Here is an 18,071-nt window from a genome sequence, read left to right as displayed (position 1 = left end):
TTTAGGGGTAGCCAGTGAAAATATGCGGTTGGCAAACCGTTCGACGTGCGAGTAGCACAGCCGGTGACAGAGCCTTATAGGCGTAGAGCAAACCACCCGTTTGACGGGTGGTCCTGATTCAATAATAAAAATAAATTAGAATTTAAAAAAAATAGGAAATTTATCGGCGAAGATTTAATAAGATATAATGAAGACAAAAATAATATGGAATTTTATGAATTAATGAAAAATGGATATATTGAGATGGCTAATATTAATTTAGAAATTTCTCAGTTATTTGAGTCGTCACCTGAAACCTTACAGTATGAATTTGACAGTATTAATGAATATGAGAAATGGCTTTGCGGAGTGTGAATTTAATGACGACTATGGTTGTAAAAAGAGGGGATATTTTTTATGCAGATTTAAGCCCTGTTATTGGCTCTGAGCAAGGTGGAATTAGACCAGTGATAATAATACAAAATGATATTGGGAATAAATATAGCCCAACGGTTATTGTAGCTGCTATTACATCTCAAATTAATAAGGCTAAACTTCCAACTCATGTTGAAATTTCGTCTGAAGAATATGGATTAAATAGAGATTCAGTTGTATTGCTAGAGCAAGTGAGAACATTAGATAAGAGAAGATTAAAAGAGAAAATAGGGCATATGACAGATGCTGATATGAAAAAAGTAGATAGAGCATTACTTATTAGCATAGGATTGATTTAATATTTTACTATCTATTAAATTTAAAGCGGAGCGTAATTGCTCTGCTTTTATTTTGTAAAATGATAATTTTATATAATAATTACATATTAAATATATTGTTAATTAGATAAAAAAATAATTAATTAACAATAAGTGATATACAATATAACGAATAAAAGAAAATATGATATACTTTTTAAAAATATGTAGTATACAGTGATTAGTATTTATGGTAAAATATTTTTAAAGATTTTACATACAATAGATTTATACTTTTAAGTGAAGCTCCAAATTTTATTAGAAGGATACATATAATTTGGCTAGCTGAACTTACACATTCGACAATAGGAGAAAGTGTTTCATATAAGTGAAGCTCCAAATTTTACTCGAAGGGTACATATAATTTGGCTAGCTGAACTTACACATTCAACAATAGGAGAAAGTGTTTCATATATATAAATTAAAGGAGGATGTTCAAAATTATGAATACCGAAGAATTAAAGTTAATGGCTAAAAATATAAGAGCAGACATAGTAACAATGCTGACTGAATCTGCATCAGGGCACCCAGGAGGATCATTATCAGCAGCTGATATAGTAACAACTCTTTACTTTAAAGAAATGAATATAGATCCATCAGATGACAAAAACCCTAATAGAGATAGATTTGTGTTATCTAAAGGTCATGCTGCACCAGTTTTATATAGTGCTTTAGCGAGAAAAGGATTTTTTGATGTAGAAGAATTAAAGACATTAAGAAAATTTGGTTCAAGATTACAAGGACATCCAAGTATGAAGTGTTTACCTGGAATAGATATGTCAACTGGGTCATTAGGTCAAGGTATATCTACAGCTGTTGGAATGGCTTTAGCAGGGAAATTAGATAATAAAGATTATAGAGTATATACACTTCTAGGTGATGGAGAGTTAGAAGAAGGTCAAGTTTGGGAAGCTGCTATGTGTGGAGCTCATTACAAATTAGACAACTTAACTGCATTCATAGATTTTAATGGATTACAAATAGATGGAGATATTACAAAAGTAATGAATCCAACTCCAATAGATAAAAAATTTGAAGCTTTTGGATGGAATGTTATGATTATTGATGGTCATAATATTGATGAAATAATAGATGCTATAGAAAAGGCTAAAAATCACAAAGGTCAACCTACTGCAATAGTTTGTAAGACTGTTAAAGGTAAAGGTGTATCATTTATGGAAAATGAAGCTGGATGGCATGGAACTGCACCAAGCAAAGAACAATGTGAAAAAGCTTTAGCTGAAATTGGAGGGGACAGATAAAATGAGCAAGAAGATAGCAACAAGAGAATCTTATGGGAAAGCGTTAGCTGAATTAGCAAATACAAATACTAATATAGTAGTTTTAGATGCAGACCTTTCAAAATCAACTAAAACTGCTGATTTTAAAGCTGTTTGCCCAGAAAGATTTTTAAATATGGGAATAGCTGAAGGAAATATGATGGGGGTAGCTGCTGGTTTATCAACTTGTGGTAAGATACCATTTGTAAGTACTTTTGCCATGTTTGCAGCAGGAAGAGCTTTTGAGCAAATCAGAAATTCAATATGTTACCCAAAATTAAATGTTAAAGTATGTGCTACACATGCTGGTTTAACAGTTGGAGAAGATGGTGCGTCTCACCAATCAGTCGAAGATTTATCATTAATGAGAAGTATACCAAATATGGTAGTTATATCTCCAAGTGATGATGTTGAAACTAGAGCGGCTATAAAGGCTATAGCAGAATATAATGGACCTTGCTATGTAAGATTAGGTAGAGCTGCAGTTAATGTTATTAATGATGAAGCTACTTATAAGTTCGAATTAGGTAAAGGTGTTGTAGTTTCTGAAGGTACTGATGCAACTATATTTGCTACAGGTATAATGGTTGATTCAGCTATAGAAGCAAAAGATATATTAAGTAAAGAAGGAATCAACGTTAAGGTTGTTAATATACATACTTTAAAACCAATAGATCAAGAATTAATAATAAAATCAGCAAAAGAAACTGGTGCTATAGTTACTGCTGAAGAGCATAGCATAATTGGTGGATTAGGGTCAGCTGTAGCTGAAGTTTTAGCTGAAAATTATCCAGTTCCAGTTTTAAGAGTTGGAATAAATGATACTTTTGGTGAAAGTGGTAAGCCAGATGAATTATTAAAAGTGTATAACTTAACTTCAGAAGATATAGTAGCTAAAGTAAAAAAAGCAATTAATTTAAAGAAATAGATAAATTATGACTAAAGACTGCGGTTAAGAATCGCAGTCTTTTATAGTTAGAAATTTTTTAATATAAGATAATAATAAAGAAAGAAGAGTTAAAATATAATTTGAAAATTTCCATTAATTACAACACATTTAGGTCTTTTTTAATAAAATATTAATTAGAAAAACTTGACTCTTATCAAGTTTTAGAATATTTTGGATAAATGAGGTATAAATGAGTAAAACTAATAGAAGTGAATTTGGTTAATAAGGAGAGAGAATATGAGAACGGATAAAATAAAAGATTTTGTATTATTAACTATTGGTGTATTATTAGTAGCGATATCAGTTGTTTATTTTTTTGAACCTAATAACATTACAGCTGGTGGAATAACAGGGTTAGCAATAGTTATAAATAATTATTTGCCATCTATACCAATAGGTGTTCTTATGCTTATAATGGATGCTATACTATATGTAGTTGCATTTTTAATTATAGGGAGTAAATTTGGCGGGAAGAGTATATATGCAAGCATAGTATTATCAACATTTATATATATATTGGAAAAGTTTGCACCTTTTAATATAACGAATGATTTAATGCTAGCTACTGTTTTTGGGACAATTATTTCAGCTTTGGGTATGGCTATAGTATTTAATGCTAATGCATCAACTGGAGGCACTGATATTATTGCAAAGATATTAAATAAGTTTATGCACATTGATATAGGAAAAGGGTTATTAATGGTAGATTTTTTTGTAACACTATTAGGAGCAATTACTTTTGGAATAAATGCAGGTTTATATTCGTTACTATCTGTAATAGCAAATGGATTTGCAATTGATAATGTTATAGCTGGTTTTAATGTGTGTAAGGAAGTTACGATAATAAGTCCTAAAAATGAAGAGATTAGTAAGTTTATATTAGAAGACCTTGAAAGAGGATGTACCTTTATAAATGGAGTAGGTGGGTTTACTGGAAAAGAAACAACACTTTTATATACGATATTAGGTAGAAATGAATTTATAAAATTGAAAAGATTTATAGCTGATGTTGATAAAAATGCTTTCATAACAGTTGGGGAAGTTCATGAGGTTATGGGAGAAGGTTTTAAAGGTATTGATGAAGAGTAAGAGATGAATAATTAATGATGGGATGGGTGGTTAAAGATGAAAAAAATTAAGGAGTATTTACTTATAACGATTGGAATAGCGTTAACAGCTATAGCATTAGAATATTTCTTCTTTCCAAATGATATTGCCTCAGGAGGGGTATCTGGTATAGGGTTAGTAGTTAATAGCCTTACAGGAATAAGCACAAGTATAGTTGTATTTGTACTTAATATACTATTATTTGTGGTAGCCTTTTTTGTTTTAGGAAAATCATTTGGAGCTAAAAGTATTTATGCAACTATAATGCTTTCAGTATTTATGTATATTATTGAAACATTTTTTACTCCAGGAATTTTAACAGAAAACTTATTTTTAGCTAGCTTTTTTGGGTCAGGAATTTTAGCCATGGGAGCAGCTATTGTATTTAATGAAGGAGCATCAACAGGAGGAACTAGTATAATAGCAGCTATAATAAGCAAATATACAGCAATAGGTGTTGGAAGTGCAGTTCTTATTACAGATTCATTAGTTTGTTTAATGGCTATTGGAGCTTTTGGTGTTGATAAAGGATTATTTGGATTCTTTAGTGTAGTTATGATTGGAATATTAATAGATAAATTTATTGATGGATTTAATACTTGTAAACAAGTATTTATCATAACTAATAAGGAAAAATTAGTTTTAGAATACATAACTAAAGATATAAATAGAGGTTGTACAGTGTTAAATGCACAAGGTGGATTTACAGGAAGTGATGTTAAGATTATATATACAGTTTTAGATACTAAACAATTTATAACTTTAAAGAAATTTATAAAAGAAAAAAATCCTGAAGCATTTATAACGGTAAACGAATCTGCAGAAGTATTAGGTGAAGGATTTAAATCATATAATTAAGAGAAAATAACTGGAAAAACTTTAAAACTTGGTGTAATAATGCTATTATGATATAATAAGCCTATAGTATAAGGATGAACATGTGGAGGAGAGGTGTAGATATGATAGAGTTTAAAGGCGTATCTAAAATATACAATAATAATGTAAAAGCACTATCAGATGTAAATGTTAAAATAGATACAGGTGAATTTGTATTTTTAGTTGGACCTTCAGGATCAGGTAAATCAACTTTTATAAAAATGTTACTTAAAGAAGTTGAACCTACAACAGGAGATGTAATAGTAGCAGATAAAAAACTAGCTGATATTACAAGAAAGCAGGTTCCATATTACAGAAGAAAGATAGGGATGGTATTCCAAGACTTTAGATTAATTCCTAACTTAAATGTTTATGAAAATGTAGCCTTTGCTATGAGAGTAGTAGAAGCATCACCAAGAGAAATAAGAAAAAGAGTACCAACAGTATTATCTCTAGTTGGATTATCTCATAAATATAAAATGTTCCCTAATGAATTATCAGGGGGAGAACAACAAAGAGTTTCATTAGCAAGAGCTATTGTTAATAATCCATCAGTATTAATTGCCGATGAGCCTACAGGAAATTTAGATCCAGAAACAGCTAAAGAAATAATGGATCTCCTTAAGGATATAAATACAGCAGGGACAACTATAGTAATGGCTACTCACGCAAAAGACATAGTAGATACTATGAAAAAGAGAGTTATAGCTATAGAGAGTGGAAATATTGTAAGAGATGATTCGAGGGGGATGTACGAAAATGAAGATTAATACTATTAACTATTTTATAGTAGATGCCCTAAAAAGTATAAAAAGAAATAGAACTATTAGTTTTGCCGCAATGCTAACTGTTTTAATAACATTCTTTATATTTGGAACATTTACTTTATTAGCATTAAATTTTAATAAAAGTATTGAAGATATAGCATCTCAAGTAGAAATAAGAGTATACTTAAATGATGATATAAAAATGGTAGATCAAAGAGAAATAGAAGTAAAACTTAATGAGCAAACAGGTGTAAAAAATGTTACATATGAATCAAAAGATGAAGCTTTTTTAAACTTACAAGAAAGTTTAGCTGAAAATAAGGGTATATTAGAAGGGTATGACTTAACAAATAACCCATTACCAAGTTCATTTATAGTAACTTTAGAAGATCCAAGTTATGCTGATGCAGTAAGCAATGCAGTTGAAAAAATGAGCGGAGTTGAAAGTATAAGAAATCAAAAAGAACAAATTGAAAAGATAAGCTCATTCGTTAAGGTTGTTCAAGTAGTAGGTATAGGATTATTTGTAATATTCATAGGAGTATCTGTTTTCTTAATAATGAATACTATTAAATTAACTGTTTACTCTAGAAGAAGAGAAGTAGGAATAATGAAGTTCGTTGGAGCTACAGATTGGTTTATTAGATGGCCATTTGTTATTGAAGGTATTATAATTGGTTCTATAGGAGCAGGTTTATCAAGTGTTCTTTTATACTTCGCATATAATGGGGTATTTAATTGGATACTATCATCAATGTCCTTAATTAATTTAGTTACTCCAGCATTTGTATTAACTACTATGTTAGGTGGATTTATACTTGGTGGTGTAATTGTAGGTGCAATAGGAAGTATTGCAGCTTTAAGAAAATTCTTAATAGTTTAATATAATCTAGTTTTCTAGGGATTTTTTATTGATATGATGTATCTGCATTAGTAGATACATCATATCAATATTTTAATATAAAAAAATGATAATTTTTCAAAATTTATTTCGAAAGGAAGTATAAGGTATGGAGGATTTGAACAGAGGTGAAAATAATTCTAAAAAGGGAGGAAAAAAGGCTTTAAGGATAGGGTTGATAGTTGTAGTATTATTAGCCTCACATGGACTACTATTATATTTAGGAAATGTATTAGCCATTAATGGAGTTATTTTTAAGGGTGCACCTCAGAAAGCTATCGCGGACTTATCAAGTGTAGGAGATACTTCGAAATATAAGTACTTATTTACATTAAGAGATCTTATCTATTCAAAATATGATGGCGATATAGATGATCAAAAATTATTAGAAGGAGCCATGAAAGGTATGGCATCAGCTGTTAAAGATCCATATACTGTTTATATGACTCAAGAAGAATTTGATACTTTTATGGAATCAAGTCAAGGAAGTTTTTATGGAATAGGAGCTCAATTAGGTGTTAGAGATAATAAAGTTACGATAATTGCACCAATTGAAGGTTCACCTGCAGAAGAAGCAGGATTAAAAGCTGGAGATGTAATATTAAAGGTAGATGATTATGAAGTAGTTGATCTTAATACTGAAGCAGTAGTAGCTAGAGTAAGGGGAGAAGAAGGTCAGCCGGTAACGTTAACTATCCAAAGAGGTGATGGTGAGCCATTTGAAGTTGAGATAGTTAGAGCAGAAATTAAAAATGAATCAGTAAAAGGTGAAATGCTGGATGATTCAACGGCATATGTTCAGATAACTACATTTAGTGATGAAGAAGTAAGCCAAAAATTCACAGATGAAATAAATGAATTAAAAGCGCAAGGAATGAAAAAACTAATATTAGATTTAAGAGGAAACCCAGGTGGATACTTAGATCAATGTGTTGAAATAGCATCTCATTTTATTAAAGAAGGTGAAATCGTTACTTATACAATTGATAAGTATGATCAGAAAGTAGTTTCAAAATCAAAAGGTGGAGATTTACTAGGAATGCCATTAGTAGTACTTGTAGATGGAGGAAGTGCTTCTGCATCAGAAGTAGTTACAGGTGCTTTAAGAGATCATGATGCTGCTACAATAATAGGAACTACTACTTTTGGTAAGGGTATAGTTCAACAACTTATAAGTCTTCCAGACAATGAAGGAGGATTAAAAGTTACAACTTCTAAGTATTATACTCCAGATGGAGAAAATATACATGGAACTGGAATATCTCCAGATATAACTGTAGAAATTCCACAAGAAGTATTAGAAGTAGAATATAGTAGAAATATAGACCCACAATTTCAAAAAGCTTTAGAGGTAATTAAAGAAAAGTAAATAGGAGACTAATATGGATTTAATAATATATACTTTAAAATCCGTAGCGACAGCTATAGTTGAGCCATTACATTTGCTTATGCTTATAATTATGGGAATAATGTTTTATCTTAAAAATAGACGTATCTCAATTGTTCAAAAGATGACTTTAGGGGAAAGCTTAGACTCTCCCCTAGAACTTACATTATCTCAAATTGTATTAGGTATAATTGCAGGTGCGCTAGGTAGTTTAATATTAAGTTTATTAGGAGTAACTTTTTATGAAAACTCAGGTATAGAGTTTGTGTTTATGATTTCTATACTAATGTTATTTTACAAACCTAAATTTGTTGAGTTTGCATACTCTAGTGCTATATTAGCTATATTAAGTTTAGTGTTTAATATTTTAGCTAGCTTAATAAATCAGAAATCATTTATTAGTGTTGATATATTATCTCTTATGACTTTTGTAGGAGTTATATATATTATTCAAGGTATATTAATAATAATTGATGGAAGTAGAGGTGCAATTCCTGTATTTACAAGTAAAGAAGGAAAGATAATAGGTGGATTTTCATTAAATAGATATTGGGCATTGCCTATAGCTATTTTTATGATTTTTAATAATCAAATATCATCAGGAACAACAATGACAGCACCAAATTGGTGGCCAATTATTAATCATACAAATATATTAAGTATTTTAACAACAGCGATGATAGCTACAATACCTTTCTATGGAGTTATAGGATACAATGCTGTTACATTTACGAAGAAAAAGAAGGAAAAGTCATTAAGTTCTGGAGCAATAGCTTTACTTTATGGCATTTCAGTAATATGTGTAGCTCAGATAAGTGGTTTTGGAATAGTAGGACAAATATTAACAATAATATATGTACCACTTGCTTATGAAGGTATCTTAAGATATCAAAGAAGAATTGAAGCAAAAGGTGAATATATATATGTTAGTGATGAAGAAGGAATTTCTGTTTTAGAAGTAGCTCCAAGTTCTCCAGCATTTGAAGCTGGCATACGAAGAGGAGATAAGATTCTAGCTATTAATGATGAAGTGGTTAAGTCAGAAACAGATATTTTTAAACTAGCAAAAGATAGTATTTTTAAATTAAAGATAAGAATAAAAAAAGATGCAGGTAACGTTGTTGAATATTTGGTACAACCTAGAAACAAAAGGTTAGGGATATTATTAGTTCCTAAAATGGTAAAACAAGAGGATATACTAGGTGTAGGAGCGGATGATTTAAAGAAAGTATTAGAAGAACTTAGAGAAAAGAAGTAAATTTTGTTAAAAACTAAATATGAAAAGTTAAGAATTAATGTGGAAACTGCTTTGTGCAGTTTCTTTTATTTTAATATTAATTTTAATGAAAGGCATTGTAGATGTACATTTGCAGTGCAACTTAAAGTTTATAAATCGGATATTTGGACTTTCAGTTAAATTCGAAGAATCAGACTAAATATTTAAATTTAAAAAAGTAAGATTACTACTCATATGAATTTCTATGAGTAAGTTCGAGCAACCAAATATGAAATTTCTGAAGGTTAAATGAAATACCCTCTCACATGCGTTCGAATGTGTAAGTTCGCCAAACCAAATTATAAATTTGGGGGCTCACTTATAAAACATTTGAATATGGTAAAAATTAAAAGTAAAATTAGTATATTAGATTATGAAAAGTTTGGAGTTGAAGTAATGGGAGAATTTAAGATACATTCTAAGTTTAAGCCTATGGGGGATCAACCTAAGGCTATTGAAAGTCTAGCTAATGGTATAGAGAGTGGAGAAAAGTTTCAGACATTATTAGGAGTTACTGGATCAGGGAAAACCTATACTATGGCAAATATAATTGAAAAGGTACAAAAGCCTACTATTGTTTTAGCTCATAATAAAACTTTAGCAGCTCAATTATGTTCAGAATTTAAGGAGTTTTTCCCAAACAATATAGTAGAGTACTTTGTTTCTTATTATGATTATTATCAACCAGAAGCATATGTTCCTCAAACAGATACATTTATTGAAAAGGATGCTTCTATTAATGATGAAATAGATAAGCTTAGACACTCGGCTACATCAGCACTGTTTGAGAGAAGAGATGTAATAATAGTAGCTTCAGTATCTTGTATTTATGGATTAGGTAATCCTGATGAATATAAAAAGCTTACAATATCACTTAGAGTTGGAATGGAAAAAGAAAGAGATGAAATTATTAGAAAGCTAATAGAAATACAATATGAACGTAATGATATAGATTTCTCTAGAGGTACTTTTAGAGTAAGAGGAGATTCTTTAGATATTGTACCGGCATCATCATCTACAAAAGGAATTAGAGTAGAGTTTTTTGGAGATGAGATTGAAAGAATTAGAGAGTTTGATATCTTAACAGGTAAGATATTAGGTGAAAGAGATCATATAGCTATATTTCCTGCATCTCACTTTGCTGCTTCACAAGAAACTATTGATAAAGCTATACATAAAATTGAAGATGAATTAGAAGTAAGGCTTAAGGAACTTACATCTCAAGATAAGTTATTAGAAGCACAAAGATTAAGACAAAGAACAAACTTTGACCTAGAAATGATTAAAGAGATGGGATATTGTAGTGGAATAGAAAATTATTCGAGAATACTGGATGGAAGAGACCCAGGAACAGCACCGAAGACTCTTTTAGACTTCTTCCCAGACGATTTTTTAATGTTTATAGATGAAAGCCATGTTACATTACCACAAGTTAGAGCTATGTATGCCGGTGATAGATCAAGAAAGGACTCATTAGTAGAGTATGGATTTAGACTTCCATGTGCTTATGATAATAGACCTTTAAAATTCCAAGAGTTTGAGAAGAAACTAAATCAAGTAGTATTTGTATCTGCAACACCAGCTCAATATGAGTTAGATCATTCAACTAATATTGCTGAGCAAATAATAAGACCTACAGGATTATTAGACCCAGTAGTAGAAATAAGACCTGTTACAGGACAAATAGATGACCTTTATGCAGAGATTATTAAAACTTCTGAAAGAGGATTTAGAACACTTGTAACTACACTTACGAAGAGAATGGCTGAAGATTTGACTAAATATTTAACTGAACTAGGAGTGAAAACAACTTATATGCATTCTGATATAGAGACTATAGAAAGAATGAAGATAATTAGAAGTTTAAGATTAGGAGAATTTGATGTTCTGGTAGGAATAAACCTTTTAAGAGAAGGTCTAGATATTCCAGAAGTAGCTTTAGTAGCAATATTAGATGCTGATAAGGAAGGATTTTTACGTTCGGAAACATCAATGATACAAACTATAGGTAGAGCTGCAAGAAATTCTGAAAGTAAAGTAATAATGTATGCTGATAGAATCACTGGTTCTATGGATAGAGCTATAAAGGAAACTAATAGAAGAAGAGAAATTCAAAATAAATATAATGAGGAGCATGGAATTGTTCCAAAGACAATTATTAAGGCTGTTAGAGATGTAATAGAAGCAACTAAGGTAGCAGAGGAATCTTCAGATTATAATGTTGATGAAAAGGTTGAATTATCAGCTAAGGATAAGAAGAAGTTAATTAAGCAATATACAGATGAAATGATGGATGCAGCTAAAAACCTTCAATTTGAAAGAGCCGCAGAGCTTAGAGATATGATAGAGAAACTAAAGAAATAACAATTGACAATTTCCGTGGAAATATCTACAATAATATACAAACACAAGTTCGGGGTTAAAGGTCGGAAATTATGTGAAAAATAAGTAATATACGAGGTTAATACTGAAAGATTGGAGTAGTTTATGAAAGATAAAATCATTGTAAAGGGTGCAAGAGTACATAATTTGAAAAATGTTTCATTAGAGATACCAAGAGATAAATTAATAGTGTTTACTGGATTATCTGGTTCAGGAAAATCTTCATTAGCATTTGATACTTTATATGCAGAAGGTCAAAGAAGATACGTAGAATCACTATCTGCATATGCAAGACAATTCTTAGGGCAAATGAATAAACCAGATGTTGATTATATAGAAGGATTATCTCCAGCAATTTCAATAGATCAAAAGACAACAAGTAAAAATCCAAGATCTACTGTTGGTACTATAACAGAAATTTATGATTATTTAAGGTTATTATATGCAAGAGTAGGAATTCCTCACTGTCCTAAGTGCGGAAAGCAAATATCTCAACAATCAGTGGATCAAATTGTTGATAAGGTAATGGAGCTTGGGGATAAAACTAAAATTCAAGTTTTAGCTCCTATAATCAGAGGAAAAAAAGGGGCTCATGAGAAGCTATTAGAGAATATTAAAAAGAATGGATATATTAGAGCTAGAGTTGATGGTGAAATATATGAGCTAGCAGAAGATGAAATAAAACTAGAAAAGAATAAGAAACATAATATTGATGCAGTTGTTGATAGAATTATTATTAAAGAAGGAATTGAAGGAAGACTAACAGATTCTATAGAAGCGGCTTTTAAATTAGCTGATGGGTTAGTTGTTGTAAATATTATTGGTGGAAAAGACATTTTATTTAGTGAAAACTTTGCTTGTCCTGATTGTGGTATAAGTATCAATGAACTAGAACCAAGATTATTCTCTTTTAATACCCCATTTGGAAAGTGTGATAGATGTGATGGATTAGGAACTTTAATAGAGCTTAATCCAGATTTAGTAATCCCTAATAAAGAATTAAGTATTATGGAAGGGGCTATAGCAACTTGGGGAGAAGGAAGACTTAAGGAAGATTCTTGGACATTTGCTATATTAAAGGCGTTAGCTAAGGAATATGATTTAGATTTAAATAAGCCTGTAAAAGAGCTAAGCAAAAAGGAGTTAGATTTAATTCTTTATGGAACTAATGGGAAGAGGCTAACAGTAGAGTATGTTAAGGATGGAGTGAAATCTAAGTATCTTTATTCATATGAAGGTGAATTAAATGCATTAGAAAGAAGATATAGAGAAACTAACTCAGATGTTATTAAAGGCGAAATAGAGCAGTATATGAGCAATAATAAGTGTCCAAAGTGTAAAGGAGCTAGATTAAATAATGAAGCATTAGCTGTTACTATTGGGGATAAGAATATTTATGAATTCACAACAATGTCAATAAAAGAAGAACTTGAATTTATAAATAAGGTACAATTATCAGATAAAGAAAAGATAATATCAGAACAAGTATTAAAAGAAATAAAAAGTAGACTGAATTTCTTATTAAACGTAGGATTAGACTATTTAAGTTTGGCTAGAAGTTCTGGAACTTTATCAGGAGGAGAGTCTCAAAGAATAAGACTAGCAACTCAAATTGGGTCAGCTCTTATGGGAGTTTTATATATCTTAGATGAACCAAGTATAGGACTTCATCAAAGGGATAATGATAGACTTATTGAAACTCTTAAAAATTTAAGAGATGTAGGTAATACTGTTATAGTAGTTGAACATGATGAAGATACTATAAGAGAAGCAGATTTTATAGTTGATATTGGACCGAGAGCAGGAGAGCATGGTGGAGAAATTATAGCAGCAGGACCTGTTGATGTAATTAAAAACTGTAAAGAATCTATAACTGGTCAATATTTAACTGGCGTAAAGGAAGTTAAGGTTCCAGAAGTAAGAAGAGAAGGTAATGGTAACTTTATAACTGTAACTGGAGCAAAGGAAAATAACTTAAAAAATGTATCTATTAAAATTCCTCTTGGAGTTTTAACTATGATTACTGGTGTATCTGGGTCTGGAAAGAGTACTTTAGTAAATGAGATATTATACAAGGGACTAAATAAAATAATAAATAAGAGTAAAAATCCAGTTGGTCAATATAAAGAAATAACAGGATTTGAAAATATAGATAAGATTATAGATATCGACCAAAGCCCTATAGGAAGAACACCTAGATCAAACCCAGCAACATACACAGGAACTTTTGATATAATAAGAGAATTATTCTCACAAACAACAGAAGCAAAGATGAGGGGATATAAACCTGGAAGATTTAGCTTTAATGTTAAAGGTGGAAGATGTGAAGCTTGTACAGGAGACGGAATTATTAAAATTGAAATGCAATTCCTTTCTGATGTATATGTACCTTGCGAGGTTTGTAAAGGAAAGAGATACAATAGAGAAACTTTAGAAGTAAAATATAAAGGTAAAAATATAGATGATATATTAAATATGACAGTTGAAGAGGCTTTAGAGTTCTTTGAAAATATACCTAGAATTAAAAATAGAATTCAAACTTTATATGATGTAGGGTTGGGATATATAAGATTAGGTCAACCATCAACACAATTATCAGGTGGTGAAGCCCAAAGAATTAAGCTAGCATTTGAACTGTCTAAAAGAAGTACAGGAAAGACTTTATATATATTAGATGAACCTACTACAGGACTTCATGTAGATGATGTAAATAGATTAGTTGAGATATTACAAAGATTAGTTGATGCAGGAAATACTGTAGTTGTTATTGAACATAACTTAGATATGATCAAATGTGCAGATCATATAATAGACCTTGGACCAGAAGGTGGAGATAAAGGTGGAACGATAATTGCCACAGGTACCCCTGAGGAAGTAGCGAAGGTTGATAAGTCTTATACTGGAAAATATCTTAAAAAGATATTAAGATAGCGTGCTATATCTTGTTATTTTTATAGATAAGATTTAATATATAATGGTAAATATAAGAAAAATATGAGGTGGAGTAATGAATATAAGTAGGCTGATTACATTTGCATCAGGAATAGTATTTATCATAATCCTATACTTAATAATATATTATGCATTAAAAATAATGTACAAGGATGTTAAGACAGGAGGAAAGAAGAATACAAATCCTAATTTAAATAAATATGGTCTTGAAATTACAAAAGCTGGTGGAAATGAGGACCTTGAAGAGGAATCAGTAATGTTAATAAGAGGTGATGTTACAATAGGTAGAATGGATGATAATGCTATTATATTATCTGAACCATTTGTATCAGGACATCATGCAAGAGTATATGCAAAAAATAATACATTATATATTGAAGACTTAAATAGTACCAACGGTATATATGTAAATGATGAAAAAGTTGAAGGAAAAATAAAACTTACAACTGGAGATGAAATAAAAATAGGAAGTGCTATTTTTACAGTACTAAGAGCAGATAAGCTTTAGAGGTGAAGTAGATGAAGGTATTGAAAAAAGAAAAAAGACTATTAAAACTAATATACTTATTATGCTTGCTGCTTTTTGTCAATCTAGGTTTTTTAGAACAACCTTATGATAAATTTGCAATAATTATGGGAGTTATTTTATGTGTATTAATAGGATATTCTCATTTTGTAATAAGGAGATTTTATCCCGATGGGGATAAATTCATCCTTATTTTTGCAAGTATATTAGCTGTAATAGGAATAGCTACCTTGTATAGATTAGATAAGATATTGGCAATAAAGCAGTTAGTGTGGGTTACATTGGGAATGGTTGGTTACATATTGATAGTAGCTATATTACCAGATTTAAGAAGTTTTGCTAAATATAAAAAGATATATATGATTATTACTTTAATACTTATGCCTTTAGCATTGATATTTGGAACAACAGTAGGTGGAGCTAAAAACTGGATAGAAATAGGGCCATTTATGTTTCAACCATCAGAGTTTGGTAAGATTGCATTAGTATTATATTTAGCATCTTCTTTAGCAACATATGAAAATAAAGAAACTTTTAAAGAGGATTTTAAAAGTTTATTAGAGCCTGCCTTAGTAACTATGTTTTCTTTAGCATGTATGGTTTTACAAGCAGATTTAGGTTCGGCATTAATTTTCTTTGGTATTTCTGTAACCATGTTATATGTTGCAACAGCTAAAAAGAAATATGTTTTTACTTGCTTGGGATTATCAGCAGTAGGAGCAACTGCAGCATACTTTTTATTTGCTCATGTCAAAAGAAGAGTTAAGGTATGGTTAGATCCGTGGGCTTATAGATATGATGAGGGAATGCAGATAGTTCAAGGATTGTATGGAATTGCATCTGGCGGATTATTTGGATCAGGATTGGGGCAGGGATATCCAGAGTATATACCTGTTAATGATTCAGATTTTATTTATGCAGTTATATGTGAGGAATTTGGAATTATATTCGCTATAGGAATTATGATAGTTTATTTTTTATTATTCTATAGAGGAATAAGAGCTGCTTTCGTCACTAATGATAAATTTTCACAATTAATAGCAGTAGGGTTTAGTACAATGATAGCATGTCAGACACTAGTAATTATAGGTGGAATATTTACTGTAATACCACTTACAGGTATAACTTTACCAATTATAAGTTACGGTGGTTCTTCGATTTTAACTACATTCTTTGCATTAGGAATATTGCAAAAGATTTCTGAGGAGGCATAAAGGATGAATGATTTAGGGAAAAGTGTAAGACATGTTATGACTATCTTTTTATTTTGTTTTATTGCACTAATATCTTATATAGCATATTTTCAGGTGTTTAAAGGTCCTAATATAGCGAATGATTCTGGGAATGTGAGATTATGGGCAAAAAGAAATGAAATATTAAGAGGGACTATTTACGATAGAAATGGAACAGCTTTAGCTACAAGTGAAAGAATAGATGAAACATCTCAACAAAGAAATTATCTATATGGAAATTTATTTGTTCATCCATTAGGATATATAGATCAAACATATGGCTTAAGTGGATTAGAGGAAACTTATGATGGTGAGCTAAGTAACTATAGTACATTTAGAAATGGAATAAATGATTTTTTAGATACTGTTCATCCAAGAGATTTTATAAGAAACTTAAAAGAAGATAAGGCTAATACAGGTAGCTTTAATTTTAAAGAAAACTTTAAGACATTTATTGATGATATGAATTTTGGAATGCTAGTTGGGAAATCAGATACTAAAGAGGGAAATGGAATAATAACAACTTTAGATACTACACTTCAACAAGTTGCTTATGATGCATTAGGAGATAATAAAGGGGCAGTAGTAGCTATAAATCCTAAAACAGGAGAGATTTTAGCTATGGTGTCTAAACCAACATTTAATCCAAATGATTTAGATGCAGAGATAGATAAGGCAAATTCAGGAAGTGCAGATGATACTCCTCTTATAAATAGGGCTATAGATGGGATATATCCTCCAGGGTCAGTATTTAAAACAGTAACTTTATCAAGTGCTTTAGAGAATATTCCAGGAATTGCTGAAAGACAATTTGATGATGAAGGTAAAATAACATTTGACGATGGGACAGAGCTTAATAACTTTGCTTATGAAGTTCACGGAATTATAGATTTAAGAAGAGCTTATAGGGTTTCAAGTAATGTTGTATTTGGTACATTGGCTATGGAATTAGGAAATGAAAAGTTAAAAGATACAGCAGAGAGCTTTGGATTTAACTCTGTAATTAGAGGAGAAGGATTTACAGCTACAGCGAGTCAATTTCCGACATTAGAAGATTACGAAAAAGGAAATATGGCTCAAAGCGGAATAGGTCAAGGATCAGTATTATCAACTCCAATGCAAATGGCACTAGTTACAGCTACTGTAGCTAATGATGGGGTACTAATGAAGCCAAAGTTAGTAAATAGTATAGTTGATAAGAATGGAAATATTGTTAGAAATATAGCTAGTACAGAAATACGTCAAGCTATTCCTTCAGATGTAGCAGCTACAGTAAAAGATTATATGAAATATCTTGTAGATAATAATATATATAGATGGCCAGCTTTTGAAGGAACAAATGCAGGTGGAAAAACTGGTACAGCAGATTATAATTTACCAGATGGAAGTGAAGCTGTGCCACATGGATGGTTTATAGCGGCAGCACCTATGGATGATCCACAAATTGCAGTAGCAGTTATAGTTGAAAATGGAGAAAGTGGTGCAGGATCAGCAGCAGTAATAGCTAGCCAAGTAGTACGACAAGCAGTTTTAGGATATTAAGCTAGTTAAGAGTGAAAAGTTATAAACGTTGGTGTAGAAACTTTTCGACACTCTTAGAGTTATTTCTTAATAAGATAGGTTATAGTAGATATAAATTAATAGATGTAATAGAAAAAACTAATAAGTTAGTAATTAATTTTGTAGAGTTAAAGGTTTGGGGATA

At 30.6% G+C, this 18,071-nt stretch carries 14 protein-coding genes; all 14 read left to right on the top strand.

The window, feature by feature from the left end; all coding sequences use genetic code 11:
* Positions 1 to 359: 359 nt before the first annotated feature.
* The 14 genes from H8S10_RS11655 to H8S10_RS11590 all read left to right on the top strand — a co-directional run bounded on the left by H8S10_RS11655 (position 360) and on the right by H8S10_RS11590 (position 17,908).
* On the top strand, positions 360 to 713 hold the full coding sequence (locus H8S10_RS11655) for a type II toxin-antitoxin system PemK/MazF family toxin (RefSeq protein ID WP_032120348.1): 354 nt from the start codon (positions 360 to 362) through the stop codon (positions 711 to 713).
* 461 nt (positions 714 to 1,174) lie between these two features.
* Positions 1,175 to 1,993: a transketolase gene (locus H8S10_RS11650; protein ID WP_055267639.1), complete on the top strand. Its 819-nt coding sequence runs from the start codon at positions 1,175 to 1,177 to the stop codon at positions 1,991 to 1,993.
* Position 1,994: 1 nt separating this feature from the next.
* Positions 1,995 to 2,939: a transketolase family protein gene (locus H8S10_RS11645; protein ID WP_186838981.1), complete on the top strand. Its 945-nt coding sequence runs from the start codon at positions 1,995 to 1,997 to the stop codon at positions 2,937 to 2,939.
* Between the two features lie 258 nt (positions 2,940 to 3,197).
* On the top strand, positions 3,198 to 4,049 hold the full coding sequence (locus tag H8S10_RS11640) for a YitT family protein (RefSeq protein ID WP_186838980.1): 852 nt from the start codon (positions 3,198 to 3,200) through the stop codon (positions 4,047 to 4,049).
* Between the two features lie 36 nt (positions 4,050 to 4,085).
* A complete protein-coding gene (locus H8S10_RS11635) occupies positions 4,086 to 4,925 on the top strand; it encodes a YitT family protein (protein ID WP_186838979.1) in 840 nt (279 codons plus the stop codon).
* A 101-nt stretch (positions 4,926 to 5,026) separates the two neighbouring features.
* Positions 5,027 to 5,713, top strand: coding sequence for a cell division ATP-binding protein FtsE (gene ftsE / locus H8S10_RS11630; protein WP_055267631.1), 687 nt, complete (start codon positions 5,027 to 5,029; stop codon positions 5,711 to 5,713).
* Complete coding sequence (gene ftsX, locus H8S10_RS11625) at positions 5,703 to 6,593, top strand: permease-like cell division protein FtsX (protein WP_186838978.1); 891 nt, start codon at positions 5,703 to 5,705, stop codon at positions 6,591 to 6,593. The genes ftsE and ftsX overlap by 11 nt, the downstream gene beginning before the upstream one ends.
* A gap of 127 nt (positions 6,594 to 6,720) precedes the next feature.
* The gene (locus H8S10_RS11620; RefSeq protein ID WP_055267627.1) at positions 6,721 to 7,980 is read left to right on the top strand and encodes a S41 family peptidase; all 1,260 of its coding nucleotides are present in this window, start codon (positions 6,721 to 6,723) and stop codon (positions 7,978 to 7,980) included.
* 13 nt (positions 7,981 to 7,993) lie between these two features.
* Entirely contained in the window at positions 7,994 to 9,256 is a 1,263-nt protein-coding gene (locus tag H8S10_RS11615; RefSeq protein WP_186838977.1) for a PDZ domain-containing protein, read from the top strand.
* 414 nt (positions 9,257 to 9,670) lie between these two features.
* Positions 9,671 to 11,638 carry an excinuclease ABC subunit UvrB gene (gene uvrB / locus H8S10_RS11610; protein ID WP_055267677.1) on the top strand — a complete coding sequence of 656 codons (1,968 nt, stop codon included), beginning with the start codon at positions 9,671 to 9,673 and terminating at the stop codon, positions 11,636 to 11,638.
* Positions 11,639 to 11,761: 123 nt separating this feature from the next.
* A complete protein-coding gene (gene uvrA, locus H8S10_RS11605) occupies positions 11,762 to 14,587 on the top strand; it encodes an excinuclease ABC subunit UvrA (protein ID WP_186838976.1) in 2,826 nt (941 codons plus the stop codon).
* A gap of 76 nt (positions 14,588 to 14,663) precedes the next feature.
* A complete protein-coding gene (locus tag H8S10_RS11600; protein ID WP_055267621.1) occupies positions 14,664 to 15,116 on the top strand; it encodes an FHA domain-containing protein in 453 nt (150 codons plus the stop codon).
* Between the two features lie 11 nt (positions 15,117 to 15,127).
* Complete coding sequence (locus tag H8S10_RS11595) at positions 15,128 to 16,348, top strand: FtsW/RodA/SpoVE family cell cycle protein (RefSeq protein ID WP_055267619.1); 1,221 nt, start codon at positions 15,128 to 15,130, stop codon at positions 16,346 to 16,348.
* Between the two features lie 3 nt (positions 16,349 to 16,351).
* Positions 16,352 to 17,908 (top strand): penicillin-binding transpeptidase domain-containing protein, encoded by a 1,557-nt coding sequence (locus H8S10_RS11590; RefSeq protein ID WP_055267617.1) that lies wholly within the window; start codon positions 16,352 to 16,354, stop codon positions 17,906 to 17,908.
* Positions 17,909 to 18,071: the final 163 nt, after the last annotated feature.

It is taken from the genome of Clostridium sp. NSJ-49, from assembly GCF_014287725.1.
GTDB classification, from domain to species: Bacteria; Bacillota; Clostridia; order Clostridiales; family Clostridiaceae; genus Clostridium; species Clostridium disporicum_B.
Note: the sequence above shows the minus strand (reverse complement) of the source record. Positions and strands in the feature narration are given on the sequence as shown.

Coding starts and splice junctions, on each gene's coding strand:
- uvrB (WP_055267677.1), top strand. CDS start 9,671: ATGGGAGAATTTAAGATACATTCTAAGTTTAAGCCTATGGGGGATCAA.
- H8S10_RS11645 (WP_186838981.1), top strand. CDS start 1,995: ATGAGCAAGAAGATAGCAACAAGAGAATCTTATGGGAAAGCGTTAGCT.
- H8S10_RS11615 (WP_186838977.1), top strand. CDS start 7,994: ATGGATTTAATAATATATACTTTAAAATCCGTAGCGACAGCTATAGTT.
- ftsE (WP_055267631.1), top strand. CDS start 5,027: ATGATAGAGTTTAAAGGCGTATCTAAAATATACAATAATAATGTAAAA.
- H8S10_RS11590 (WP_055267617.1), top strand. CDS start 16,352: ATGAATGATTTAGGGAAAAGTGTAAGACATGTTATGACTATCTTTTTA.
- ftsX (WP_186838978.1), top strand. CDS start 5,703: ATGAAGATTAATACTATTAACTATTTTATAGTAGATGCCCTAAAAAGT.
- H8S10_RS11600 (WP_055267621.1), top strand. CDS start 14,664: ATGAATATAAGTAGGCTGATTACATTTGCATCAGGAATAGTATTTATC.
- H8S10_RS11655 (WP_032120348.1), top strand. CDS start 360: ATGACGACTATGGTTGTAAAAAGAGGGGATATTTTTTATGCAGATTTA.
- uvrA (WP_186838976.1), top strand. CDS start 11,762: ATGAAAGATAAAATCATTGTAAAGGGTGCAAGAGTACATAATTTGAAA.
- H8S10_RS11640 (WP_186838980.1), top strand. CDS start 3,198: ATGAGAACGGATAAAATAAAAGATTTTGTATTATTAACTATTGGTGTA.
- H8S10_RS11595 (WP_055267619.1), top strand. CDS start 15,128: ATGAAGGTATTGAAAAAAGAAAAAAGACTATTAAAACTAATATACTTA.
- H8S10_RS11620 (WP_055267627.1), top strand. CDS start 6,721: ATGGAGGATTTGAACAGAGGTGAAAATAATTCTAAAAAGGGAGGAAAA.
- H8S10_RS11635 (WP_186838979.1), top strand. CDS start 4,086: ATGAAAAAAATTAAGGAGTATTTACTTATAACGATTGGAATAGCGTTA.
- H8S10_RS11650 (WP_055267639.1), top strand. CDS start 1,175: ATGAATACCGAAGAATTAAAGTTAATGGCTAAAAATATAAGAGCAGAC.